This window comes from Vibrio owensii (assembly GCF_002021755.1).
In the GTDB taxonomy this organism is placed as follows: domain Bacteria; phylum Pseudomonadota; class Gammaproteobacteria; order Enterobacterales; family Vibrionaceae; genus Vibrio; species Vibrio owensii.
Genome location: NZ_CP019959.1, coordinates 2210332 through 2236846 on the forward strand (window position 1 = coordinate 2210332; position 26515 = coordinate 2236846).

At 47.4% G+C, this 26515-nt stretch carries 8 protein-coding genes, 3 tRNA genes, 6 rRNA genes and 1 riboswitch; of the genes, 11 read left to right on the top strand and 6 right to left on the bottom strand.

Translation table 11 applies throughout. From position 1 onward, the window contains the following. Window positions 1–82: 82 nt before the first annotated feature. The 9 genes from A9237_RS10115 (at window position 83) to A9237_RS10155 (ending at window position 10702) form a co-directional block, all read left to right on the top strand. Window positions 83–1634 (top strand): 16S ribosomal RNA (locus A9237_RS10115). 306 nt (window positions 1635–1940) lie between these two features. Then, a 23S ribosomal RNA gene (locus A9237_RS10120) occupies window positions 1941–4830 on the top strand. 127 nt (window positions 4831–4957) lie between these two features. Then, a 5S ribosomal RNA gene (gene rrf / locus A9237_RS10125) occupies window positions 4958–5074 on the top strand. 316 nt (window positions 5075–5390) lie between these two features. Continuing rightward, window positions 5391–6943, top strand: a 16S ribosomal RNA gene (locus tag A9237_RS10130). A 67-nt stretch (window positions 6944–7010) separates the two neighbouring features. After that, a tRNA-Ile gene (locus A9237_RS10135) sits at window positions 7011–7087 on the top strand. A gap of 39 nt (window positions 7088–7126) precedes the next feature. Further along, window positions 7127–7202: transfer RNA gene (locus A9237_RS10140), tRNA-Ala, on the top strand. A gap of 292 nt (window positions 7203–7494) precedes the next feature. After that, window positions 7495–10384 (top strand): 23S ribosomal RNA (locus A9237_RS10145). Window positions 10385–10476: 92 nt separating this feature from the next. After that, window positions 10477–10593 (top strand): 5S ribosomal RNA (rrf, locus tag A9237_RS10150). Together the 16S, 23S and 5S rRNA genes with 3 tRNA genes alongside form the textbook arrangement of a ribosomal RNA operon. Window positions 10594–10625: 32 nt before the next feature. Then, window positions 10626–10702 (top strand) — tRNA-Asp (locus A9237_RS10155). A 998-nt stretch (window positions 10703–11700) separates the two neighbouring features. On the opposite strand, the gene A9237_RS10160 is transcribed toward A9237_RS10155, so the two are convergent. Then, window positions 11701–13026, bottom strand: a complete 1326-nt coding sequence (locus A9237_RS10160) for a cation:proton antiporter (RefSeq protein ID WP_009707674.1) — start codon at window positions 13024–13026, stop codon at window positions 11701–11703. A 189-nt stretch (window positions 13027–13215) separates the two neighbouring features. On the opposite strand from A9237_RS10160, the gene metH reads away from it, so the two are divergent. Beyond that, a complete protein-coding gene (metH, locus tag A9237_RS10165) occupies window positions 13216–16896 on the top strand; it encodes a methionine synthase (protein ID WP_078608118.1) in 3681 nt (1226 codons plus the stop codon). 67 nt (window positions 16897–16963) lie between these two features. Here the strand turns inward: metH and lysC are convergent, their stop codons facing one another. Beyond that, complete coding sequence (gene lysC, locus A9237_RS10170) at window positions 16964–18316, bottom strand: lysine-sensitive aspartokinase 3 (protein ID WP_038896949.1); 1353 nt, start codon at window positions 18314–18316, stop codon at window positions 16964–16966. A 123-nt stretch (window positions 18317–18439) separates the two neighbouring features. Then, window positions 18440–18618, bottom strand: a riboswitch (Lysine riboswitch). Between the two features lie 223 nt (window positions 18619–18841). On the opposite strand from lysC, the gene A9237_RS10185 reads away from it, so the two are divergent. Continuing rightward, window positions 18842–19963, top strand: coding sequence for a pyridoxal-phosphate-dependent aminotransferase family protein (locus tag A9237_RS10185; RefSeq protein WP_078608119.1), 1122 nt, complete (start codon window positions 18842–18844; stop codon window positions 19961–19963). 56 nt (window positions 19964–20019) lie between these two features. Here A9237_RS10185 and A9237_RS10190 read toward each other — a convergent pair whose 3' ends face one another. The 4 genes from A9237_RS10190 to A9237_RS10205 all read right to left on the bottom strand — a co-directional run bounded on the left by A9237_RS10190 (window position 20020) and on the right by A9237_RS10205 (window position 26512). Then, window positions 20020–21804, bottom strand: coding sequence for a PglL family O-oligosaccharyltransferase (locus A9237_RS10190; protein WP_078608120.1), 1785 nt, complete (start codon window positions 21802–21804; stop codon window positions 20020–20022). A 67-nt stretch (window positions 21805–21871) separates the two neighbouring features. Further along, entirely contained in the window at window positions 21872–24694 is a 2823-nt protein-coding gene (gene uvrA / locus A9237_RS10195) for an excinuclease ABC subunit UvrA (RefSeq protein ID WP_078608121.1), read from the bottom strand. 138 nt (window positions 24695–24832) lie between these two features. Further along, window positions 24833–25705 carry a UTP--glucose-1-phosphate uridylyltransferase GalU gene (gene galU / locus A9237_RS10200; RefSeq protein ID WP_009707668.1) on the bottom strand — a complete coding sequence of 291 codons (873 nt, stop codon included), beginning with the start codon at window positions 25703–25705 and terminating at the stop codon, window positions 24833–24835. Window positions 25706–25867: 162 nt separating this feature from the next. Continuing rightward, window positions 25868–26512: a LuxR C-terminal-related transcriptional regulator gene (locus tag A9237_RS10205; protein ID WP_009707667.1), complete on the bottom strand. Its 645-nt coding sequence runs from the start codon at window positions 26510–26512 to the stop codon at window positions 25868–25870. Between the last annotated feature and the right edge of the window lie 3 nt (window positions 26513–26515).

Consider the following 26515-nt stretch of genomic DNA (forward strand, 5'->3'; position numbering starts at 1 on the left):
CCATTGAATCGAAAGATTCAGCACAGTCAATTCAAACATTACTTATGTAATGTTCAGTATTCATTGAGCCGAACAAAATCTTAAATTGAAGAGTTTGATCATGGCTCAGATTGAACGCTGGCGGCAGGCCTAACACATGCAAGTCGAGCGGAAACGAGTTATCTGAACCTTCGGGGAACGATAACGGCGTCGAGCGGCGGACGGGTGAGTAATGCCTAGGAAATTGCCCTGATGTGGGGGATAACCATTGGAAACGATGGCTAATACCGCATAACGCCTACGGGCCAAAGAGGGGGACCTTCGGGCCTCTCGCGTCAGGATATGCCTAGGTGGGATTAGCTAGTTGGTGAGGTAATGGCTCACCAAGGCGACGATCCCTAGCTGGTCTGAGAGGATGATCAGCCACACTGGAACTGAGACACGGTCCAGACTCCTACGGGAGGCAGCAGTGGGGAATATTGCACAATGGGCGCAAGCCTGATGCAGCCATGCCGCGTGTGTGAAGAAGGCCTTCGGGTTGTAAAGCACTTTCAGTCGTGAGGAAGGTAGTGTAGTTAATAGCTGCATTATTTGACGTTAGCGACAGAAGAAGCACCGGCTAACTCCGTGCCAGCAGCCGCGGTAATACGGAGGGTGCGAGCGTTAATCGGAATTACTGGGCGTAAAGCGCATGCAGGTGGTTTGTTAAGTCAGATGTGAAAGCCCGGGGCTCAACCTCGGAATAGCATTTGAAACTGGCAGACTAGAGTACTGTAGAGGGGGTAGAATTTCAGGTGTAGCGGTGAAATGCGTAGAGATCTGAAGGAATACCGGTGGCGAAGGCGGCCCCCTGGACAGATACTGACACTCAGATGCGAAAGCGTGGGGAGCAAACAGGATTAGATACCCTGGTAGTCCACGCCGTAAACGATGTCTACTTGGAGGTTGTGGCCTTGAGCCGTGGCTTTCGGAGCTAACGCGTTAAGTAGACCGCCTGGGGAGTACGGTCGCAAGATTAAAACTCAAATGAATTGACGGGGGCCCGCACAAGCGGTGGAGCATGTGGTTTAATTCGATGCAACGCGAAGAACCTTACCTACTCTTGACATCCAGAGAACTTTCCAGAGATGGATTGGTGCCTTCGGGAACTCTGAGACAGGTGCTGCATGGCTGTCGTCAGCTCGTGTTGTGAAATGTTGGGTTAAGTCCCGCAACGAGCGCAACCCTTATCCTTGTTTGCCAGCGAGTAATGTCGGGAACTCCAGGGAGACTGCCGGTGATAAACCGGAGGAAGGTGGGGACGACGTCAAGTCATCATGGCCCTTACGAGTAGGGCTACACACGTGCTACAATGGCGCATACAGAGGGCAGCAAGCTAGCGATAGTGAGCGAATCCCAAAAAGTGCGTCGTAGTCCGGATTGGAGTCTGCAACTCGACTCCATGAAGTCGGAATCGCTAGTAATCGTGGATCAGAATGCCACGGTGAATACGTTCCCGGGCCTTGTACACACCGCCCGTCACACCATGGGAGTGGGCTGCAAAAGAAGTAGGTAGTTTAACCTTCGGGAGGACGCTTACCACTTTGTGGTTCATGACTGGGGTGAAGTCGTAACAAGGTAGCGCTAGGGGAACCTGGCGCTGGATCACCTCCTTAAACGATGATTATACACGATGAGTGTCCACACAGATTGATAGTTCACAAGCGAAAGCTTGTAGCTAACATAGCTCTTTAACAATTTGGAAAGCTGACAAAACAATCTTTAAGATTGTTTGTAAAGTTCTCAATGTTTGTCTTTATGACAAACACCAAAAAACACATTCAAGTGTTCTTGGGAATATCACTTTTACAGTGATTATTCGAAATTGAGTCCGGCAAAATCGAAATGTCTCTCGCTCATTCAAATAATGATAGACAACTTTGGTGATTTGAACATCAACTCGAAACTCCTTCGGGTTGTATGGTTAAGTGACTAAGCGTACACGGTGGATGCCTTGGCAGTCAGAGGCGATGAAGGACGTATTAACTTGCGATAAGCCCAGATTAGGTAGTAAAAACCATTTGAGTCTGGGATTTCCGAATGGGGAAACCCACTTACATAAGTAAGTATCGCTGCGTGAATACATAGCGCAGCGAGGCGAACCGGGGGAACTGAAACATCTAAGTACCCCGAGGAAAAGAAATCAACCGAGATTCCGAAAGTAGCGGCGAGCGAAATTGGACTAGCCCTTAAGCTTTTTATGCGTCAGGTGAAACTTCTGGAAAGTTGTGCGATACAGGGTGATAGCCCCGTAACCGGCAACGCATATAAAGTGAAATCGAGTAGGGCGGGACACGTGATATCCTGTCTGAATATGGGGGGACCATCCTCCAAGGCTAAATACTACTGACTGACCGATAGTGAACCAGTACCGTGAGGGAAAGGCGAAAAGAACCCCTGTGAGGGGAGTGAAATAGAACCTGAAACCGTGTACGTACAAGCAGTAGGAGCACCTTCGTGGTGTGACTGCGTACCTTTTGTATAATGGGTCAGCGACTTATATTCAGTGGCAAGGTTAACCATCTAGGGGAGCCGTAGCGAAAGCGAGTGTTAACTGCGCGACTCAGTCGCTGGATATAGACCCGAAACCAGGTGATCTAGCCATGGGCAGGTTGAAGATTGAGTAACATCAATTGGAGGACCGAACCGACTAATGTTGAAAAATTAGCGGATGACTTGTGGCTAGGGGTGAAAGGCCAATCAAACCTGGAGATAGCTGGTTCTCCCCGAAAGCTATTTAGGTAGCGCCTCGGACGAATACTACTGGGGGTAGAGCACTGTTAAGGCTAGGGGGTCATCCCGACTTACCAACCCTTTGCAAACTCCGAATACCAGTAAGTACTATCCGGGAGACACACGGCGGGTGCTAACGTCCGTCGTGGAGAGGGAAACAACCCAGACCGCCAGCTAAGGTCCCAAATTACTACTAAGTGGGAAACGATGTGGGAAGGCTCAGACAGCCAGGATGTTGGCTTAGAAGCAGCCATCATTTAAAGAAAGCGTAATAGCTCACTGGTCGAGTCGGCCTGCGCGGAAGATGTAACGGGGCTAAGTAGTAAACCGAAGCTGCGGCAATGCACTTTGTGCATTGGGTAGGGGAGCGTTCTGTAAGCGGTTGAAGGTGTGTGGTAACGCATGCTGGACGTATCAGAAGTGCGAATGCTGACATGAGTAACGATAAAGGGGGTGAAAAACCTCCTCGCCGGAAGACCAAGGGTTCCTGTCCAACGTTAATCGGGGCAGGGTAAGTCGACCCCTAAGGCGAGGCCGAAAGGCGTAGTCGATGGGAAACGGGTTAATATTCCCGTACTTCTTACAATTGCGATGGGGGGACGGAGAAGGCTAGGTGGGCCTGGCGACGGTTGTCCAGGTTCAAGTGCGTAGGCTGAAGAGTTAGGTAAATCCGGCTCTTCTTAAGGCTGAGACACGACGTCGAGCTACTACGGTAGTGAAGTCATTGATGCCATGCTTCCAGGAAAAGCCTCTAAGCTTCAGATTGTAAGGAATCGTACCCCAAACCGACACAGGTGGTCGGGTAGAGAATACCAAGGCGCTTGAGAGAACTCGGGTGAAGGAACTAGGCAAAATGGTACCGTAACTTCGGGAGAAGGTACGCTCTTGATGGTGAAGTCCCTCGCGGATGGAGCTGACGAGAGTCGCAGATACCAGGTGGCTGCAACTGTTTATTAAAAACACAGCACTGTGCAAAATCGTAAGATGACGTATACGGTGTGACGCCTGCCCGGTGCCGGAAGGTTAATTGATGGGGTTAGACTTCGGTCGAAGCTCTTGATCGAAGCCCCGGTAAACGGCGGCCGTAACTATAACGGTCCTAAGGTAGCGAAATTCCTTGTCGGGTAAGTTCCGACCTGCACGAATGGCGTAATGATGGCCACGCTGTCTCCACCCGAGACTCAGTGAAATTGAAATCGCTGTGAAGATGCAGTGTACCCGCGGCTAGACGGAAAGACCCCGTGAACCTTTACTACAGCTTGGCACTGAACATTGACCCTACATGTGTAGGATAGGTGGGAGGCTTTGAAGCAAGTACGCCAGTATTTGTGGAGCCGTCCTTGAAATACCACCCTTGTAGTGTTGATGTTCTAACGTTGACCCCTGATCGGGGTTGCGGACAGTGCCTGGTGGGTAGTTTGACTGGGGCGGTCTCCTCCCAAAGAGTAACGGAGGAGCACGAAGGTGGGCTAATCACGGTTGGACATCGTGAGGTTAGTGCAATGGCATAAGCCCGCTTGACTGCGAGAATGACAATTCGAGCAGGTGCGAAAGCAGGTCATAGTGATCCGGTGGTTCTGAATGGAAGGGCCATCGCTCAACGGATAAAAGGTACTCCGGGGATAACAGGCTGATACCGCCCAAGAGTTCATATCGACGGCGGTGTTTGGCACCTCGATGTCGGCTCATCACATCCTGGGGCTGAAGTCGGTCCCAAGGGTATGGCTGTTCGCCATTTAAAGTGGTACGCGAGCTGGGTTTAGAACGTCGTGAGACAGTTCGGTCCCTATCTGCCGTGGGCGTTGGAAGATTGAAGGGGGCTGCTCCTAGTACGAGAGGACCGGAGTGGACGAACCTCTGGTGTTCGGGTTGTGTCGCCAGACGCATTGCCCGGTAGCTAAGTTCGGAATCGATAACCGCTGAAAGCATCTAAGCGGGAAGCGAGCCCTGAGATGAGTCTTCCCTGATACTTTAAGTATCCTAAAGGGTTGTTCGAGACTAGAACGTTGATAGGCAGGGTGTGTAAGCGTTGTGAGGCGTTGAGCTAACCTGTACTAATTGCCCGTGAGGCTTAACCATACAACACCCAAGGGGTTTTGATGGACTCAATGTAAGAACATTGAATGTGTAAATAGAACTTAAAACAGTTTTCCAAGTTTTTTGCCTTCAGTTTTTAGAAAAAGCTGAAAGTAAAAGCAAGAATTTGCTTGGCGACCATAGCGATTTGGACCCACCTGACTTCCATTCCGAACTCAGAAGTGAAACGAATTAGCGCCGATGGTAGTGTGGGGCTTCCCCATGTGAGAGTAGGACATCGCCAGGCTTTATTTTGCACTTGCTTATTTAATAAGCAAGTCACCATAAAGTTCTAAATAAATTTAGAGTTTTATGTTGACTTTCAAAGTGGAAAGCGTATTATACGCACCTCGCTTAAGTGCTAAGGCACTGAAAGCCAAGCTCTTTAACAATATAGACCTATCAATCTGTGTGGGCACTCGTTGATGATAATCCAATTAGATACCTCGGTATCAAATTAGGTTTCAATGATACGAAGTGACCATTGAATCGAAAGATTCAGCACAGTCAATTCAAACATTACTTATGTAATGTTCAGTATTCATTGAGCCGAACAAAATCTTAAATTGAAGAGTTTGATCATGGCTCAGATTGAACGCTGGCGGCAGGCCTAACACATGCAAGTCGAGCGGAAACGAGTTATCTGAACCTTCGGGGGACGATAACGGCGTCGAGCGGCGGACGGGTGAGTAATGCCTAGGAAATTGCCCTGATGTGGGGGATAACCATTGGAAACGATGGCTAATACCGCATAATGCCTACGGGCCAAAGAGGGGGACCTTCGGGCCTCTCGCGTCAGGATATGCCTAGGTGGGATTAGCTAGTTGGTGAGGTAATGGCTCACCAAGGCGACGATCCCTAGCTGGTCTGAGAGGATGATCAGCCACACTGGAACTGAGACACGGTCCAGACTCCTACGGGAGGCAGCAGTGGGGAATATTGCACAATGGGCGCAAGCCTGATGCAGCCATGCCGCGTGTGTGAAGAAGGCCTTCGGGTTGTAAAGCACTTTCAGTCGTGAGGAAGGTGGTAGTGTTAATAGCACTATCATTTGACGTTAGCGACAGAAGAAGCACCGGCTAACTCCGTGCCAGCAGCCGCGGTAATACGGAGGGTGCGAGCGTTAATCGGAATTACTGGGCGTAAAGCGCATGCAGGTGGTTTGTTAAGTCAGATGTGAAAGCCCGGGGCTCAACCTCGGAATAGCATTTGAAACTGGCAGACTAGAGTACTGTAGAGGGGGGTAGAATTTCAGGTGTAGCGGTGAAATGCGTAGAGATCTGAAGGAATACCGGTGGCGAAGGCGGCCCCCTGGACAGATACTGACACTCAGATGCGAAAGCGTGGGGAGCAAACAGGATTAGATACCCTGGTAGTCCACGCCGTAAACGATGTCTACTTGGAGGTTGTGGCCTTGAGCCGTGGCTTTCGGAGCTAACGCGTTAAGTAGACCGCCTGGGGAGTACGGTCGCAAGATTAAAACTCAAATGAATTGACGGGGGCCCGCACAAGCGGTGGAGCATGTGGTTTAATTCGATGCAACGCGAAGAACCTTACCTACTCTTGACATCCAGAGAACTTTCCAGAGATGGATTGGTGCCTTCGGGAACTCTGAGACAGGTGCTGCATGGCTGTCGTCAGCTCGTGTTGTGAAATGTTGGGTTAAGTCCCGCAACGAGCGCAACCCTTATCCTTGTTTGCCAGCGAGTAATGTCGGGAACTCCAGGGAGACTGCCGGTGATAAACCGGAGGAAGGTGGGGACGACGTCAAGTCATCATGGCCCTTACGAGTAGGGCTACACACGTGCTACAATGGCGCATACAGAGGGCAGCAAGCTAGCGATAGTGAGCGAATCCCAAAAAGTGCGTCGTAGTCCGGATTGGAGTCTGCAACTCGACTCCATGAAGTCGGAATCGCTAGTAATCGTGGATCAGAATGCCACGGTGAATACGTTCCCGGGCCTTGTACACACCGCCCGTCACACCATGGGAGTGGGCTGCAAAAGAAGTAGGTAGTTTAACCTTCGGGAGGACGCTTACCACTTTGTGGTTCATGACTGGGGTGAAGTCGTAACAAGGTAGCGCTAGGGGAACCTGGCGCTGGATCACCTCCTTAAACGATGATTACTCACGATGAGTGTCCACACAGATTGATACGGTTTATAAGTAAAAGAGACGATACTGGGTCTGTAGCTCAGGTGGTTAGAGCGTTCGCCTGATAAGCGAGAGGTCGGTGGTTCGAGTCCACTCAGACCCACCAATTTCTTTTGAAATTGGTATGCAGTATCGACACCTTGATGGGGCTATAGCTCAGCTGGGAGAGCGCCTGCCTTGCACGCAGGAGGTCTGCGGTTCGATCCCGCATAGCTCCACCATCTTTAAGTGTTCTTGAAAAAGAATCTTTAAAAATGGTTTTCATCAGAAAATCTAGCTCTTTAACAATTTGGAAAGCTGACAAAACAAACTTTTAAGTTTGTTTGTAAAGTTCTCAATGTTTGTCTTTATGACAAACACCAAAAAACACATTCAAGTGTTCTTGGGAATATCACTTTTACAGTGATTATTCGAAATTGAGTCCGGCAAAATCGAAATGTCTCTCGCTCATTCAAATAATGAGAGACAACTTTGGTGATTTGATTATCAACTCGAAACTCCTTCGGGTTGTATGGTTAAGTGACTAAGCGTACACGGTGGATGCCTTGGCAGTCAGAGGCGATGAAGGACGTATTAACTTGCGATAAGCCCAGATTAGGTAGTAAAAACCATTTGAGTCTGGGATTTCCGAATGGGGAAACCCACTTACATAAGTAAGTATCGCTGCGTGAATACATAGCGCAGCGAGGCGAACCGGGGGAACTGAAACATCTAAGTACCCCGAGGAAAAGAAATCAACCGAGATTCCGAAAGTAGCGGCGAGCGAAATTGGACTAGCCCTTAAGCTTTTTATGCGTCAGGTGAAACTTCTGGAAAGTTGTGCGATACAGGGTGATAGCCCCGTAACCGGCAACGCATATAAAGTGAAATCGAGTAGGGCGGGACACGTGATATCCTGTCTGAATATGGGGGGACCATCCTCCAAGGCTAAATACTACTGACTGACCGATAGTGAACCAGTACCGTGAGGGAAAGGCGAAAAGAACCCCTGTGAGGGGAGTGAAATAGAACCTGAAACCGTGTACGTACAAGCAGTAGGAGCACCTTCGTGGTGTGACTGCGTACCTTTTGTATAATGGGTCAGCGACTTATATTCAGTGGCAAGGTTAACCATCTAGGGGAGCCGTAGCGAAAGCGAGTGTTAACTGCGCGACTCAGTCGCTGGATATAGACCCGAAACCAGGTGATCTAGCCATGGGCAGGTTGAAGATTGAGTAACATCAATTGGAGGACCGAACCGACTAATGTTGAAAAATTAGCGGATGACTTGTGGCTAGGGGTGAAAGGCCAATCAAACCTGGAGATAGCTGGTTCTCCCCGAAAGCTATTTAGGTAGCGCCTCGGACGAATACTACTGGGGGTAGAGCACTGTTAAGGCTAGGGGGTCATCCCGACTTACCAACCCTTTGCAAACTCCGAATACCAGTAAGTACTATCCGGGAGACACACGGCGGGTGCTAACGTCCGTCGTGGAGAGGGAAACAACCCAGACCGCCAGCTAAGGTCCCAAATTACTACTAAGTGGGAAACGATGTGGGAAGGCTCAGACAGCCAGGATGTTGGCTTAGAAGCAGCCATCATTTAAAGAAAGCGTAATAGCTCACTGGTCGAGTCGGCCTGCGCGGAAGATGTAACGGGGCTAAGTAGTAAACCGAAGCTGCGGCAATGCACTTTGTGCATTGGGTAGGGGAGCGTTCTGTAAGCGGTTGAAGGTGTGTGGTAACGCATGCTGGACGTATCAGAAGTGCGAATGCTGACATGAGTAACGATAAAGGGGGTGAAAAACCTCCTCGCCGGAAGACCAAGGGTTCCTGTCCAACGTTAATCGGGGCAGGGTAAGTCGACCCCTAAGGCGAGGCCGAAAGGCGTAGTCGATGGGAAACGGGTTAATATTCCCGTACTTCTTACAATTGCGATGGGGGGACGGAGAAGGCTAGGTGGGCCTGGCGACGGTTGTCCAGGTTCAAGTGCGTAGGCTGAAGAGTTAGGTAAATCCGGCTCTTCTTAAGGCTGAGACACGACGTCGAGCTACTACGGTAGTGAAGTCATTGATGCCATGCTTCCAGGAAAAGCCTCTAAGCTTCAGATTGTAAGGAATCGTACCCCAAACCGACACAGGTGGTCGGGTAGAGAATACCAAGGCGCTTGAGAGAACTCGGGTGAAGGAACTAGGCAAAATGGTACCGTAACTTCGGGAGAAGGTACGCTCTTGATGGTGAAGTCCCTCGCGGATGGAGCTGACGAGAGTCGCAGATACCAGGTGGCTGCAACTGTTTATTAAAAACACAGCACTGTGCAAAATCGTAAGATGACGTATACGGTGTGACGCCTGCCCGGTGCCGGAAGGTTAATTGATGGGGTTAGACTTCGGTCGAAGCTCTTGATCGAAGCCCCGGTAAACGGCGGCCGTAACTATAACGGTCCTAAGGTAGCGAAATTCCTTGTCGGGTAAGTTCCGACCTGCACGAATGGCGTAATGATGGCCACGCTGTCTCCACCCGAGACTCAGTGAAATTGAAATCGCTGTGAAGATGCAGTGTACCCGCGGCTAGACGGAAAGACCCCGTGAACCTTTACTACAGCTTGGCACTGAACATTGACCCTACATGTGTAGGATAGGTGGGAGGCTTTGAAGCAAGTACGCCAGTATTTGTGGAGCCGTCCTTGAAATACCACCCTTGTAGTGTTGATGTTCTAACGTTGACCCCTGATCGGGGTTGCGGACAGTGCCTGGTGGGTAGTTTGACTGGGGCGGTCTCCTCCCAAAGAGTAACGGAGGAGCACGAAGGTGGGCTAATCACGGTTGGACATCGTGAGGTTAGTGCAATGGCATAAGCCCGCTTGACTGCGAGAATGACAATTCGAGCAGGTGCGAAAGCAGGTCATAGTGATCCGGTGGTTCTGAATGGAAGGGCCATCGCTCAACGGATAAAAGGTACTCCGGGGATAACAGGCTGATACCGCCCAAGAGTTCATATCGACGGCGGTGTTTGGCACCTCGATGTCGGCTCATCACATCCTGGGGCTGAAGTCGGTCCCAAGGGTATGGCTGTTCGCCATTTAAAGTGGTACGCGAGCTGGGTTTAGAACGTCGTGAGACAGTTCGGTCCCTATCTGCCGTGGGCGTTGGAAGATTGAAGGGGGCTGCTCCTAGTACGAGAGGACCGGAGTGGACGAACCTCTGGTGTTCGGGTTGTGTCGCCAGACGCATTGCCCGGTAGCTAAGTTCGGAATCGATAACCGCTGAAAGCATCTAAGCGGGAAGCGAGCCCTGAGATGAGTCTTCCCTGATACTTTAAGTATCCTAAAGGGTTGTTCGAGACTAGAACGTTGATAGGCAGGGTGTGTAAGCGTTGTGAGGCGTTGAGCTAACCTGTACTAATTGCCCGTGAGGCTTAACCATACAACACCCAAGGGGTTTTGATGGACTCGATGTAAGAACATTGAATGTGTATAAATAGAACTTAACATCAGTTTTCCGAATTAAAGAATTTGCTTGGCGACCATAGCGATTTGGACCCACCTGACTTCCATTCCGAACTCAGAAGTGAAACGAATTAGCGCCGATGGTAGTGTGGGGCTTCCCCATGTGAGAGTAGGACATCGCCAGGCTTTAAATTTAGACTTAAATGTCTAACCAGTGCGGAGCGGTAGTTCAGTTGGTTAGAATACCGGCCTGTCACGCCGGGGGTCGCGGGTTCGAGTCCCGTCCGCTCCGCCACTTACTCAGATAAAGCCCTAGCAGAAATGCTAGGGCTTTTTCGTTTGCGCTATTATTTTGGTCTGCGACCAACGAGTCCAATTGAGTGCAAGCCTAGCCACTCCGCCACTTATTTAGAAACCCAGTCTTCGGACTGGGTTTTGTCGTTTAAGAGTAAAGACATTTTCCCTTTCAGGAAACTAGTCCCATAGCCACACCTCCGAACTAGACTTCCTCGCCGACTCTCCTATTTATTCCAGACCCCAGCAGAAGTGCTGGGGTCTTTCCGTATTTGCGATATTATAATGGTCTACGAGTAGTGAGCATTAATTGAGTGCAAGTTCAGTCGCTCTGCTACTTATTTAGATTATTTAGAAACCCAGCCTTTGGACTGGCTTTTGTTCTTTCTAGAGTATAATGACATTGCCTTATAGGAAGCATATCCCCAAAAGACGTTCTCTTAGTCGAGTGCTCCTTCAAGCGTTTCCGATTTAATTTTTCTTACTCAGAAAAACACTAAATAACGATGTGAAAGAGCACCTTGGACTTTTCGTATCTATGGGCTTGTTAATTCTCAAATAAAGCTTAGTTAGCAAGTAATCTACGTTTCGGACTTATCAACTCATTTAGAATGCCCTATCTTAATCTAGTAATGATTTTGATGTTTGAGTCGATAAGCTCCATAGCTCTCGCTAGTCTTGTCTTCATTTGTTCCTGTAAAGCAGGCCTTAATCAGAAGAACTCTATATTCCATCACTCATTAACAGCACTGCCTTGGCGTTGTTTTATAGTACGGGGAGGGAGAACTTATTCTTTTCAATTTGGCGAGCTACTGTCGACTCTTCTCTTAGTGTTACATTGGCTATGTACATGATTATGGATTAAGAAGCGCTGCATGAAGTTACTAGAGGGAGGAAGGGAAATAGGTTTTAGTTTCTTGTTTTGGCTTTAGATTCCCTAGATTTTAGGTATAAAAAAGGCAACCAAATGGCTGCCTAGTTTGATAATTGTAAAAGTACTTACTCTTGAGAAGCTTTTGCTTCTTGTGGTTCAACTGAGCCTTCTGCTTCCATTTCTTTCTCGGCTTGTTTCGCTTTCTCGATCATTGGCGTAATGGTAGAGCCTTGAATTAGGATTGAGAACACAACCACAGAGTAGGTCATCACCATTATGATTTCTTTCACATCAATCAATTTCTCTGGAATAACCAAGATACCCGATGGGATTGATAGTGCCATAGCTAGAGCCAGGCCGCCGCGCAAGCCACCCCAAGTTAAGATCTTGATAGACCAAGGATTATATTTTCTATAGCGCTTAAACCCAATGTAAGAAATGAACACACTTAGATAACGAGCAGCAAGTACTAGTGGTACTGAAATTGCCATCATAATCCAGTCTTCTTTGTGGAATTCGAACAGCAGCATCGACATACCAATCAGAAGGAATAGCACGCCATTCAAGAACTCATCGACCAACTCCCAAAAGTGGTCTAGATGATCTTCACTTTCTTTAGAGAAGCCAATAAAGCGTGTCCAGTTACCGATCATGATGCCCGATACCACCATTGCAAGCGGGCCCGAAACATGAAGGTATTCAGCAAATGCGTAACCAGCAGTTGGCACACCAATAGTAAGTAATAGCTCCATTGAGTGGTCATCAGTGGCGCTGATTAAGTAGTGGAAAATAAGACCTAGTACGAAGCCATAAACGATGCCACCAATCGCTTCTTGAACAAATAGAAGTGTCACACTGCCAACTGTAGGTGCTTCAGTACCGAAGGCGATGGTGAATAGTGTCACGAAAATTACCAGACCAAAGCCGTCGTTAAACAGAGACTCACCTTCAATCTGTGTAGAGATTCGTTTTGGTGCATTAAGCTTTTTAACAATGGCGAGTACTGCAATCGGGTCGGTTGGGGAGATAAGCGCACCGAAGAGTAGGCAATAGACGAGGTCAAATTGAATGCCGATAACTTGGCAGAAGCCGTAAAGTACAAAACCGATAAAGAAGGTTGAGAAGAGTGTTGCACCTAAAGCGAGTACAGTGATTTCCCATTTTTGATCTTTGAGGTTAGGGAGTTTGATACCCAAACCACCGGCAAAAAGTAGGAATCCGAGGATACCTTTAAGAAGAAAATCCTCGAAGTTAATGCTGGTAACAGTTTCGGTCGCTATCTCGGTGAGATGAAACCAATCATTTTGACCTGCGATTAGAATGAGGAGTGAAAGAATCATCGAACCGGCAGTGATTGCGATGGTGGTTTGCATCTTTCCTATCTTACTGTTTACAAAGGCAATAACCATTGCCGCTGCAGATAGAAAACATAAAGTATGATAGACCGACATAGAGCTCTCTATTTGTAACATTTTATGAATGGAATTCTCGGACGATGTTGACTAAATAGCAAACATTTTTTCGAGATTATTTTGTAACTCGACGGAGACAAAATAATCAGTAATTCGTATTTTAGACGTCTAGACTCCTTTAATTTGTGTGATAGGATGGAGAAATAACTAAAGGAATGAGGCTGTACTGTGGGAAGTAATGTAAGACAACAGATTGAAGCTCAATTAAAGCAACGTATCTTGCTGATCGATGGTGGTATGGGCACCATGATTCAGGGATACAAACTTGAAGAGCAAGACTATCGAGGAGAGCGCTTTGCGGATTGGCATTGTGATCTAAAAGGCAACAACGATTTGTTGGTGCTCACTCAGCCTCAATTGATTAAGGAAATTCACAGCGCTTACTTAGAAGCTGGCGCTGATATTCTTGAAACCAACACCTTTAACGCGACGACGATTGCGATGGCTGACTATGAAATGGAAAGCCTGAGTGAGGAAATCAACTTTGCCGCTGCAAAGCTTGCGCGTGAAGCCGCTGATGAGTGGACGGCAAAAACGCCAGAGCGCCCACGTTATGTCGCGGGTGTGCTTGGTCCAACAAACCGTACTTGTTCTATATCCCCTGATGTAAACGATCCGGGCTATCGTAACGTCAGCTTCGATGAGCTTGTTGAAGCTTATTCAGAATCAACTCGAGCGCTGATCAAAGGTGGCTCTGATCTTATTCTGATCGAGACTATCTTCGATACACTTAATGCCAAAGCTTGTGCTTTCGCAGTTGATAGCGCCTTCGAAGAATTAGGTATCGAGTTGCCAGTTATGATCTCCGGTACCATTACCGATGCTTCTGGACGTACGCTTTCTGGTCAAACAACGGAAGCCTTCTATAACTCTCTTCGTCATGTTAACCCGATTTCATTTGGTTTGAACTGTGCGCTTGGTCCTGACGAACTGCGCCCGTACGTAGAAGAACTTTCTCGTATTTCGGAATCTTTTGTTTCTACTCATCCAAATGCGGGTCTACCGAATGCATTTGGTGAATATGACCTTTCGCCAGAAGATATGGCGGAACACGTTAAAGAGTGGGCGGAGAGTGGTTTCCTCAACCTAATTGGTGGTTGTTGTGGTACCACGCCAGAGCATATTCATCATATGGCAATGGCAGTTGAAGGTGTGAAACCTCGTGATTTGCCTGAGCTTACGGTTGCTTGTCGTTTATCCGGTCTTGAGCCTCTAACTATTGAAAAAGAGACGCTGTTTATTAACGTAGGTGAGCGTACTAACGTTACTGGTTCTGCTCGATTTAAACGTCTGATCAAAGAAGAACTCTATGATGAAGCACTAGAGGTTGCCCGACAACAAGTTGAGAATGGCGCTCAGATCATCGACATCAACATGGATGAAGGCATGTTGGATGCAGAAGCTTGTATGGTTCGCTTCCTAAACCTATGCGCATCTGAGCCTGAGATCTCCAAAGTGCCTATCATGGTCGACTCTTCTAAATGGGAGGTGATCGAGGCGGGTCTGAAGTGTATTCAGGGCAAGGGCATCGTAAACTCCATCTCTTTGAAAGAAGGTAAAGAGAAGTTTGTTGAGCAAGCAAAGTTGATTCGTCGATACGGTGCCGCAGTTATCGTTATGGCGTTTGACGAAGTTGGTCAGGCAGAAACACGTGAACGTAAGTTAGAAATCTGTACTAACGCTTACCGTATCTTGGTTGATGAAGTCGGCTTCCCACCAGAAGACATCATCTTTGACCCGAACATCTTTGCAGTTGCGACGGGTATCGAAGAGCACAACAACTACGCCGTGGATTTTATCGAAGCGGTTGCAGACATCAAGCGCGACTTACCTCACGCGATGATCTCCGGTGGTGTGTCTAACGTTTCCTTCTCATTCCGCGGTAATAACTACGTTCGTGAAGCGATTCATGCGGTGTTCCTATACCACTGTTTTAAAAACGGTATGGACATGGGCATCGTGAACGCGGGTCAATTAGAGATCTACGATAACGTTCCAGACAAACTGCGTGAAGCGGTAGAAGATGTGGTTCTTAACCGTCGTGATGACTCGACTGAGCGGCTACTAGATATTGCAGCAGAATACGCAGGTAAAGGTGTTGGCAAAGAAGAAGATGCTTCTGCATTAGAGTGGCGTACTTGGGCGGTAGAAAAACGTCTAGAGCATGCGCTGGTTAAAGGCATTACTGAATTCATCGTTGAAGATACCGAAGAAGCTCGCCTTAATGCATCCAAACCACTGGAAGTAATCGAAGGTCCGTTGATGGACGGCATGAACGTGGTTGGTGACTTATTTGGTGAAGGTAAGATGTTCCTTCCGCAGGTAGTGAAATCAGCGCGTGTTATGAAGCAGGCGGTAGCGCACTTAGAGCCCTTCATTAATAAAGAGAAGCAAGCCGGTTCTTCCAACGGTAAGATCTTACTGGCTACGGTAAAAGGCGACGTTCACGATATCGGTAAGAACATTGTTGGCGTGGTTCTGCAATGTAACAACTACGAGATCATCGATCTTGGCGTAATGGTGCCATGTGAGAAGATCCTCAAGGTAGCCAAAGAAGAAAACGTCGACATCATTGGTCTTTCTGGTTTGATTACTCCGTCTCTCGATGAAATGGTGCATGTAGCCAAAGAAATGGAGCGTCTTGATTTCGATCTTCCGCTTCTGATTGGTGGTGCGACAACATCCAAAGCGCATACGGCGGTGAAGATTGAGCAGAACTACAAGCATCCAGTGGTATACGTCAATAACGCTTCTCGTGCAGTTGGTGTATGTACATCACTGTTATCAGACGAGCTTCGTCCTGGCTTTGTTGAAAAACTTAGTGCGGACTATGAGCGCGTGCGTGATCAGCATAACCGCAAGAAGCCGCGCACTAAGCCTGTTACTTTAGAAGAAGCACGAGCGAACAAAGTCGCGATTGATTGGGATAAGTACACGCCTCCTGCTCCTGTGAAGCCGGGCATCCATATCTTTGATGACTTTGACGTGTCTACTTTGCGTAAGTATATCGACTGGACGCCTTTCTTTATGACTTGGTCGTTAGTCGGTAAGTACCCAACAATCTTTGACCATGAAGAAGTGGGCGAAGAGGCGCAGCGCCTGTACAAAGATGCTAACGAACTATTAGATCGTGTTGAGCGTGAAGGGTTACTCAAAGCGCGCGGTATGTGTGGGCTGTTCCCTGCTGCAAGCGTGGGTGATGATATCGAAGTCTACACCGATGAATCGCGTACAGAAGTGGCGAAAGTGCTGCATAACTTACGCCAGCAGACGGAGAAACCAAAAGGCTTCAACTACTGTCTGTCTGATTATGTTGCACCGAAAGAGTCTGGTAAGCGCGATTGGGTTGGTGCTTTTGCAGTAACTGGGGGTATCGGTGAGCGTGAACTTGCCGACGAATATAAAGCGCAGGGTGATGATTACAATGCCATCATGATTCAAGCGGTAGCGGACCGTCTGGCGGAAGCATTTGCTGAGTATCTACATGAGCGTGTGCGTAAAGAGATTTGGGGTTACGCTGCGGATGAAGCTCTGTCGAATGAAGAACTGATTCGTGAGAAATACCAAGGTATTCGTCCTGCTCCTGGCTACCCAGCATGTCCAGAGCATACTGAGAAAGGACCGCTTTGGGAGCTGATGAATGTTGAAGAAAACATTGGCATGTCACTGACATCGAGCTATGCGATGTACCCGGGTGCATCCGTTTCGGGTTGGTACTTCTCGCACCCTGACTCTCGTTACTTTGCGATCGCTCAGATCCAAGAAGATCAGCTGCAAAGCTATGCTGATCGTAAAGGCTGGGATAGGATCGAAGCGGAAAAATGGTTAGGTCCCAACATTAACGGTTAACCAAACCATATCGAAACTAAAAAGGGCTGCTATGTGCAGCCCTTGTTTGTTAGTGAATCAAAGTGTCTTATTGCTCAAACAACTCGGTGTGCAGTTTTTGGATCGCTTGGCGAGATACGGACTCGTGAACAAGGAAGCACAGGTTATGCGGGCTTGCTCCGTAACAGATCATACGTAGGTTGAAGTCTTCTAGCGTGCCAAATACTTGCTTCGCGTAGCCTTTGCTTTCACTCATATTGTTACCAATCAGAGCAACGAGACATAGGTCGTGTTCCACCTCTACCTTACATAGCTCTTCAAGCTCTTCACGCGCAGCTTGTGGCAATTGAGGAGCGCCGCCAGACGTGTCTGTTTGATCAAGAGTGAGTGACACACTGATTTCAGATGTGGTGATCAGGTCAACAGAGATTTTGTGCTTCGCTAGGATCTCAAATACTTTGGCTAAGAAGCCGTACGCGTGGAACATGTTCGCACTGCGTAATGTCACCATGGTTTGGTTGCAGCGCAGAGCAAGCGCTCGGAATAAAGGTGAGCTTTCTACTTGGTGGCGAATCCATGTACCGCCTTTTTCTGGCTCTTTAGATGATCCAACAAATACCGGAATGTCGTGACGAAGTGCCGGAACTAGCGTTGAAGGGTGTAGAATCTTGGCACCAAAGTTTGCCATCTCTGATGCTTCGCTAAAGCTGATCTCTGGGATTGGCGCTGCTTTTGAGGCGATACGTGGATCAGTGGTGTAGATGCCCGGAACATCGGTCCAAATCTCTAGACCTGCAGCTTTCACGCCTTCTGCAATGAGTGCTGCACTGTAGTCACTGCCGCCACGGCCAAGCGTAGTGGTATTACCTTCTTCATCTGAACCAATAAAACCTTGGGTGATAACCACGTATTCTTGGCAAAGTGGGACTAACTTTTCTTGTGCTAGTTGTGCAATGGTCTCGACATTAGGTTCAGCTCGACCAAAGTTTCCATCGGTTTTTAGCACGTCGCGAATATCAAAACGAATCGCATTCACACCACGCTCTCGCATTAATTGAGCAAGGATATGAGTCGACATTAATTCACCACAAGCGACTAAATGATCGGTCAGTTTGGTGCTTGCTTGGATTGAAGCGGCCTCTGCCAAACTTGTGACGGTATCAAGAATCGAATAAACCTCTGCCGCAGCTTCGGTTGCGTCCTCAAGTTGAGACAGAATCGATTCGTGGATGCCTGCTAGTTTCTGAAGTACTTCCGCACGATGTTCTTGGTCTTGAACACCATTTGCCAGTTCAACCAATAGGTTAGTGACACCTGAGCAAGCGCTGCTAACCACAAGGCGAGTATTTGGGTTGTTTTCTATAATAGTGGAGCAACGACTCATTGCCTCAAAGTTGGCAACACTGGTTCCACCGAATTTTGCTACGTTAAATGCGCTCACTGCGTTCTCCCACGACTTCCTGAAAAAATAACAACAATTAATAGGTTGCCTAATACATCCAATGTTTGGTGAGGAAAGGAACAGAGCAAATAGAGAGGTAGTTAGAATATAATTTGAAAATTTACCCTCAGAAGCTCTTCATCATACGGCGCTGATGACAGTTGATGGGATTCAACCCAAGTCAACCGACAAGTCAAATCCTGCAACTTTGACTTACCTCGGCACTACTCCCCCTGAGTGATTGGTATTGGAATTGCGGCTCCACAAATCACCTGCCTGGGCAGTGCTCCTCTTCTGCATAAAGCTTAAACATTGAACGGTTTTGCTGTCACATTGTCAACCAATATCTCAACCAGAATGAAAGTTTTTATTAACGAATTTGTGACAGTGGTTTGACCTCTATACTTAGGGCTAATTGCCGATAGAGGAAAAATCTATTAGGGTGAAAACTTCGATACCTGAGCCAACCTTTTGAATAGAACTTTTATAACGCTCAGGATGAATGACTGCAATCAAGGAGCCGACATGCCGATCCAAAGCTTTATTCCCCCACACCGTATTTTGATGGGGCCTGGTCCATCTGATATTTCACCTCAGGTTTTACAAGCACTAAGTCGTCCAACAGTTGGTCACCTAGACCCACTTTTCATTGCCATGATGGATGAGCTAAAACAGCTGCTTAAATACGCTTTCCAAACGGAAAATGAATTTACTATCGCAGTTTCTGCTCCGGGCAGTGCGGGCATGGAAACGTGCTTCGTTAACCTGATAGAAAAGGGCGACAAGGTCATCGTCTGCCGCAATGGTGTTTTCGGTGAGCGTATGCGTGAAAACGTGGTTCGTGCTGGTGGTGAAGCGGTTGTCGTCGATGATGAGTGGGGAAACCCTGTATCGGTCGATAAAGTTGAAGAAGCCTTAAAGCAGCACCCTGATGCTAAGATTCTTGCTTTTGTTCATGCTGAAACATCGACGGGTGCGGTAAGTGATGCTCAAGCTCTGGGTCTACTCGCGAAGCAATACGGTCTGTTATCGATTGTTGATGCTGTGACCTCGCTTGGTGGTGTACCTCTTAAAGTTGACGAGTGGCAGTTAGACGCAGTGTATTCGGGCAGCCAAAAATGTCTTTCGTGTGTTCCAGGTTTATCGCCTGTGACGCTTTCTCCGGCTGCTATTGAGAAGATTCAATCAAGAACGACACCGGTTCAAAGCTGGTTCTTGGATCAAAGTTTAGTATTAGGTTATTGGAGTGGAGAAGGCAAACGCAGCTATCACCACACTGCGCCCGTGAACAGCTTGTATGCACTGCATGAAGCTCTACTTATTCTTAAGAATGAAGGTTTAGAAAATGCGTGGGCACGTCACCAGTTAATGCACGAGAAGCTCAAAGCAGGTCTGCAAAAACTAGGCTTTGAATTTGTGGTAGAAGAAGAGTATCGACTACCGCAATTGAATGCGATTTATGTTCCTGAAGGAATTGATGAAGCAAAAGTGCGTAATCACTTACTCGAAACCTACAATCTAGAGATTGGTGCAGGTCTTGGTGCATTGGCTGGTAAAGCATGGCGAATTGGTTTGATGGGCTATGGTGCTCGACCTGAAAATGTAGCTTTGTGTTTGCGAGCTTTAGAAGAGTCACTGACTGAATAAATCGACTCGGTAATGAGGTAAAGAAAAGCGAAGGTTATTCCTTCGCTTTTTTGTATTTATTGCTCAGCACCTGAAGTCGGTGTTGGTGAAGCAGATATGGCTTGAGAAGGTGGCTGATAGTTGACGCCACTGAAATCAATTTTAGGGAACAGGAACTGTGCCTCTGCACGAATTTGTTCTGCCTTGCTTGTGTCCTCCAACCCTTGATATGCCAGTATCAAGTTGTTGTAAAACGCTGGGCGTGGCTTGTCTTTAATGATTTCCAAAGACCAATCAATGTAAGGCTGAATCAAAGTTGGATCTTGCTTGTATAAACCGATGTTTAAGAAAGTACTGTATACATCCCAGTCGAAACGATCTTTCCAAACCACAGGGTTCGTCACTTGATTCAAAATATCCGGGTTAGTTGGGCGCGTAGTTTCAAACTTGGTTAAGACATAGTTGGTGTGTAATGCGCTAACCATGTAGAAAGTAAACACAGCAGGAATGACTAGGCTACATACTCGCAGTAAGCTCTTGGTCACTTTGCTAAACGGTGCTTGGCGGTAACGAGAAACACGTTGGTCGACCCAATAAAGAAGAATCACAAAGATCAGCCAATGCACCAATGAATGATAGAAGGGGTATTCTAATTGTGAGTGCAGCACGATTGGAATAAACAGAGCCAGCAGTGCCAAGCGAGTACCGCGTTTGGCTTGGTAGATGCGATATAGCACTAGCGCCATTGCCAAAAATATACCCAGAATTGGCAACAATCCGCCTTCTACCGCCCAGTACAACAACTCATTGTGCGGGTGATCCATTGATGGCAAGCCCGCAGGATAGCTTTCATTAAGTGCATGCTGGCGTGCCGTATATAGCATGTATTCTGACTCAAACTTACCGTAACCATAACCAGTGAATGGCTTTTCAATCACCATGTCCAAGGTTTGAGGGAAGGTGTAAGCACGTGGTGACTCCATGTTCACTTTTTCGCTGGCTAATCCGCTTCCATCGGGAAAGGCGATTTGCATGATCACAATAGATAAGGCCAATCCTGTTGCCATTGCGAGTGCCCAACGCACAAACCTTGCTTTGGTTGCGAAGCGGTACATATACGGAATGACTAGTAGAATTGCGATGATAGAAGCGAGCCACCCCGTTCGAGATGCCAAGGCGACAATTAACGGTAGAGTCAGTACTGGCACGGCATAAAGCAGATAGATATCGCTAAGTTTACGCGAGTATTTATAAGGTTGACGGACAAGCAGGTAACTTGCGATAACTAAACCAGTTGCAAGGAAGCTCGCCATGACATTGGGTTGCTGGAAGATGCCATAAGGGCGGTTAGCTACCGTGTCGTATCCAAATACGTTTCCTGGCTTAAGGTAAAGATATTGCGTTAAACCGAAAATCGCTTCGATAACGACGGCAAGCACAATAAACCACAATAACCGCTGACGGTGCTTGTTACTGAAATGGAATTGCTGCAGCACGATGAAGAACAACATGCCGCACCACAGGCCAATCAGCTTATTTGCTGCAAGCGCACTATCCGCATTGGGGTAGAAGATAGGCAGCGTCATGATGATACAGCTGATCAACAGACCAATTGTTAATTTGGAATAGCGTAATACACGATTGGTCGCAAGTTGGTAGCAGCCAATACCAAGTGCAAAGCTGAACGCAATCCACGTGGTCGCATTAAAAGATAGTGCTAGTCCAGAGCCACCTGGATTAGGCATGAAGAAGTGCATCGCCAGCAGAAAGAGTGCTGCTAACGCGATGAGAAACTTGCGGTTAAGAGGAACTTGCACTTTACCTGGAGAAAGCTTAGTTCCACTGACGTGTATAGTAGCCATAGTTATTGTGTTGTTTTGAATGAAAAAAGACCAGCATTGGCTGGTCTTTGTACTTTACCTGTTTTTTCTACTTCAACATAGGCTTAAGGAAGCGAGCTGTGTGCGAACCTTCGATCTGAGACACATCTTCAGGCGTTCCTTGTGCGATGATCTCACCGCCGCCTTGCCCACCTTCAGGACCTAAGTCGATAATCCAGTCTGCCGTCTTAATCACATCGAGGTTGTGCTCAATGACGACAACAGTATTTCCGTGGTCTCGCAGACGGTGAAGTACAGTTAGTAGCTGCTGGATATCGTGGAAGTGCAGACCTGTTGTCGGTTCATCCAAAATGTATAAGGTTTTGCCTGTATCACGCTTAGACAGCTCTCTAGCCAGCTTCACACGCTGAGCTTCACCGCCTGACAGCGTCGTTGCTGCTTGACCTAAGCGAATGTAAGACAGGCCTACATCCATCAGAGTTTGCAGCTTACGAGCAATCGCTGGTACTGGATCGAAGAAAGTACGTGCATCTTCTACCGTCATTTCCAATACTTCATCGATGGTCTTGCCTTTGTAACGTACTTCAAGTGTTTCGCGGTTGTAGCGTTTACCTTTACACACATCACAAGGTACGTAGACATCTGGTAAGAAGTGCATTTCCACTTTGATTACGCCATCGCCCTGACAGGCTTCACAGCGACCACCGCGTACGTTAAAGCTAAAGCGCCCCGGTTTGTAACCACGAGAGCGGGACTCTTGCGTGCCCGCAAACAGTTCACGAATCGGAGTAAAGATTCCAGTGTAAGTGGCTGGGTTTGAACGTGGTGTACGACCGATAGGGCTTTGGTCAATGTCGATAACTTTATCGAAGTGCTCTAACCCTTTGATTGCTTTATATGGTGAAGGATGAGCCGTTGTTGCACCATTCAACTGGGTATGAGCAATCTTAAAGAAGGTATCGTTAATCAGCGTTGATTTACCTGAGCCGGATACACCAGTAATACAGCTGAACAAGCCAACAGGAACGGAAAGGTCAACATTCTTTAAGTTGTTACCTGTCGCGCCAAGTAGTTCAACGGTTTTCTTTGGATCGCGTGGCGTACGCCCTTTTGGTACCGCAATCTCTTTCGCGCCACTGAGGTACTGACCAGTCAGTGAGTTTGGATTGGCGATGATCTCGTCCATCGTACCTTCAGCGACCACGTTACCACCATGTACACCTGCACCTGGACCGATATCGATCACGTGATCAGCACAACGAATCGCATCTTCATCGTGCTCAACCACTAACACTGTGTTACCCAAATCTCTTAGGTGGGTCAGGGTTTTCAATAGGCGTTCGTTATCACGCTGGTGGAGACCAATCGATGGCTCATCCAGTACGTACATAACACCTACCAAACCGGCACCAATTTGGCTCGCTAAACGAATGCGTTGAGCTTCACCACCTGATAAGGTTTCCGCGCTGCGTGATAAGTTGAGGTAGTTCAATCCTACGTTAACCAAGAATTGCAGGCGATCGTTGATTTCTTTCATCACTTTTTCAGCGATTTGGGCACGTTGACCTTCTAGCTTCAAAGAATGGAAGAATTCCAATGCGTCGGCGATGCTGAGTTCTACAATCTCCGGTAGTGTCGTATCGGCAATAAAGACGTTACGAGCTTCTAGGCGCAGACGAGTACCGCCACAGCTTGAACAAGACTTGGTCGAGATGTATTTCGCAAGTTCTTCACGTACCGAGTTAGATTCGGTATCGCGGTAACGGCGCTCAAGTGTATTCAGGATCCCTTCAAAAGGATGGCGTTTTACACGAATGTCGCCACGATCGTTTATATATTTGAACTCAACTTCAGTACGCCCCGATCCTTTAAGAATGATGTCTTGGGTTTTCTTTGGTAGAGAGTTAAATGGTGCGTGAAGATCGAAGCCGTAATGATCCGCCAGTGCTGTCAGCATCTGGAAGTAGTAATAGTTCTTTTGATCCCAACCGCGAATCGCACCTTGTGCCAAGCTTAGCGTTTCATCTTGAATAACTCGGCTTGGGTCGAAATATTGCTGCACACCTAAGCCATCACAAGTGCCGCAAGCACCTGCTGGGTTGTTGAACGAGAACAAACGAGGCTCAAGTTCTTGCATGCTGTAGCCACAAATAGGGCAAGCAAAGTTAGCAGAGAAGATCACTTCTTCGCCGTCGCCATCCATTGGTGCAACAACCGCAATACCACCAGAAAGCTCTAGCGTGGTTTCGAACGATTCAGCCAAACGTTGCTGCAAATCTGGGCGAACTTTAAAGCGGTCCACAACCACTTCAATAGTGTGTTTCTTGTGTAGCTCTAACGGCGGTGGATCAGAAAGATCGCAAGTTTCACCATCGATGCGTGCGCGGATGAAACCTTGAGCTGCTAGGTTCTCTAGCGTTTTAACGTGCTCACCTTTACGTTCTTTCACTATAGGAGCAAGCAGCATCATTTTGCTGCCCTCTGGCAACTCTAATACTTTATCGACCATCTGGCTGACAGTCTGTGCTGCAAGAGGAGTATGGTGCGTAGGACAGCGAGGCTCACCAACGCGTGCATAAAGCAGACGTAGGTAGTCGTACACCTCAGTAATAGTACCAACGGTAGAACGCGGGTTGTGTGATGTTGATTTCTGCTCGATCGAGATCGCAGGAGATAAACCTTCGATGTGGTCAACATCTGGTTTTTCCATAAGAGACAAAAACTGGCGTGCGTAAGCTGATAAGGATTCGACGTAACGTCTTTGACCTTCAGCGTACAAAGTATCGAATGCGAGAGAGGATTTACCAGAACCACTCAAACCAGTAATGACAATCAGTTTATCGCGGGGGATAGTGAGGTTGATGTCTTTGAGGTTATGGGTGCGGGCACCACGAACTTCTATTTTATCCATCGTTTTTGCTCTATGTATAACCAAGTGACGCAAGTATTACATAGTGTGAGAAATGTGCAAAGAAAATACTGGACAAAAAAACAGTAAACAAAAAGCCCAGCATTAAGCTGGGCTTTCTCATTAATCAGTTTGAGTTGGTTACGCTTCTTTTTTAGTTGCGTGTTTGCCTAACTCAGACTTCTTTTCGTCTTTTAGGTATAGGTTTTCAAAGCAGTAGTTTGTTGCTTCGATGTAGCCTTCTACGCTACCACAGTCGAAGCGTTGGCCTTTGAATTTGTACGCCAATACACAGCCTGCTTTTGCTTGCTTAAGCAGTGCGTCAGTGATTTGGATTTCGCCGCCTTTACCTGGTTCTGTGTTTTCGATCAGCTCGAAAATATCTGGAGTCAGGATGTAACGACCGATGATCGCTAGGTTGCTTGGCGCCGTGCCTTGCTCTGGCTTCTCGACCATGTCGTCTACACGGTAGATGTCATCTTTGATCATCTCACCAGAGATTACGCCGTATTTGTGGGTTTCTTCTTCTGGAACCTCTTGAACAGCAACGATTGAACAACGGAACTGTTTGAAGAGCGCTACCATTTGAGCCAGTACGCCTTCTTGCTCATTCACACAAAGGTCATCAGCCAGTACCACAGCGAATGGTTCGTCGCCTACAAGTTCACGACCAGTTAGGATTGCGTGACCTAGACCTTTCATTTCGCGTTGGCGGATGTAGGTGAAGTTTGCAGAGTCAATGATTTCACGGATATCAACCAACAGTTCTTCTTTGTTTGTACCGCTGATTTGGTGTTCCAATTCGTAGTTTTTATCGAAGTGGTCCATGATTGAGTGCTTACCACGACCAGTAACGATACACATGCCGTTCATGCCAGCTTGGATCGCCTCTTCTACACCGTATTCAATCAGTGGCTTGTTCACTACAGGCATCATCTCTTTAGGCATAGACTTGGTCGCAGGGAGGAAGCGCGTACCATAGCCCGCTGCAGGGAACAGACATTTTTTAATCATCGGGGGAATATCCTTTCTTATTTTTTAATCAAGAATCTGGGCATCACTTTAACACGAGAGATGCAGATGAATCATGAATTAAGTAGGAAAAAATCTGAGAATCGGAGCTTAAAGAAGCATGAGCAACTAATGTCTTTGTGAAAATGTGCCGCGCATCTAGTTTTATGACATCAGATTTTGGTCAGCCCAAGCAATGGCTTGTACGCGGTTTTTTACTGAGAGCTTCTTAAAAATTTGATACAGGTGTGACTTGATGGTGAACTCACTAACGAACAACTCTTCCGCCATTTGATTGTTCGATGCCCCCGCTTGAAGGCAGCGTAAGACTTGCAGCTCACGAATGGTCAAATCGACGGTGGCTGGCGCTGTGTGGGTACTGATGACATTGCGATAATAATGCAGGAGTTGGCTAGTCACATTGCGAGGTAACCAGTTCTGACCGTTTACGATCTCTTTTAAACCCTCCCCAATTTGTTCTAAAGAACTATCTTGGTAGAAAATGCCTTTCAATTGCCCAAATGTCAGTAATTCATCCGTAGTCAAACGCTTTGGCACATTGAACACCACGGTTTCAAAATTTTTCCAGATCAACGGCAGATTTTTGATCGATTGAACCAGTTCTTTGTGTTCACTAAAGTCGATCAACAAGATTTTATTGCGGTGTTTCGGGTTGGCTTCCATCAAAGCTTGAGTCGAAATGACAGGGATGTTGATGTCAGTGTATTTTTCCAGAGCTTCGACCTTTTTCGCTGCACCATCTTCCATGCTGATCAGAAAAAGTTTTCTCGCATAAGCCGATTTTTTCACGCG

Bases quoted from the DNA above. Each gene is read 5' to 3' on its own strand.
- A9237_RS10160 (WP_009707674.1), bottom strand. From the start codon at position 13,026: ATGTCGGTCTATCATACTTTATGTTTTCTATCTGCAGCGGCAATGGTT.
- A9237_RS10185 (WP_078608119.1), top strand. From the start codon at position 18,842: ATGCCGATCCAAAGCTTTATTCCCCCACACCGTATTTTGATGGGGCCT.
- A9237_RS10190 (WP_078608120.1), bottom strand. From the start codon at position 21,804: ATGGCTACTATACACGTCAGTGGAACTAAGCTTTCTCCAGGTAAAGTG.
- uvrA (WP_078608121.1), bottom strand. From the start codon at position 24,694: ATGGATAAAATAGAAGTTCGTGGTGCCCGCACCCATAACCTCAAAGAC.
- galU (WP_009707668.1), bottom strand. From the start codon at position 25,705: ATGATTAAAAAATGTCTGTTCCCTGCAGCGGGCTATGGTACGCGCTTC.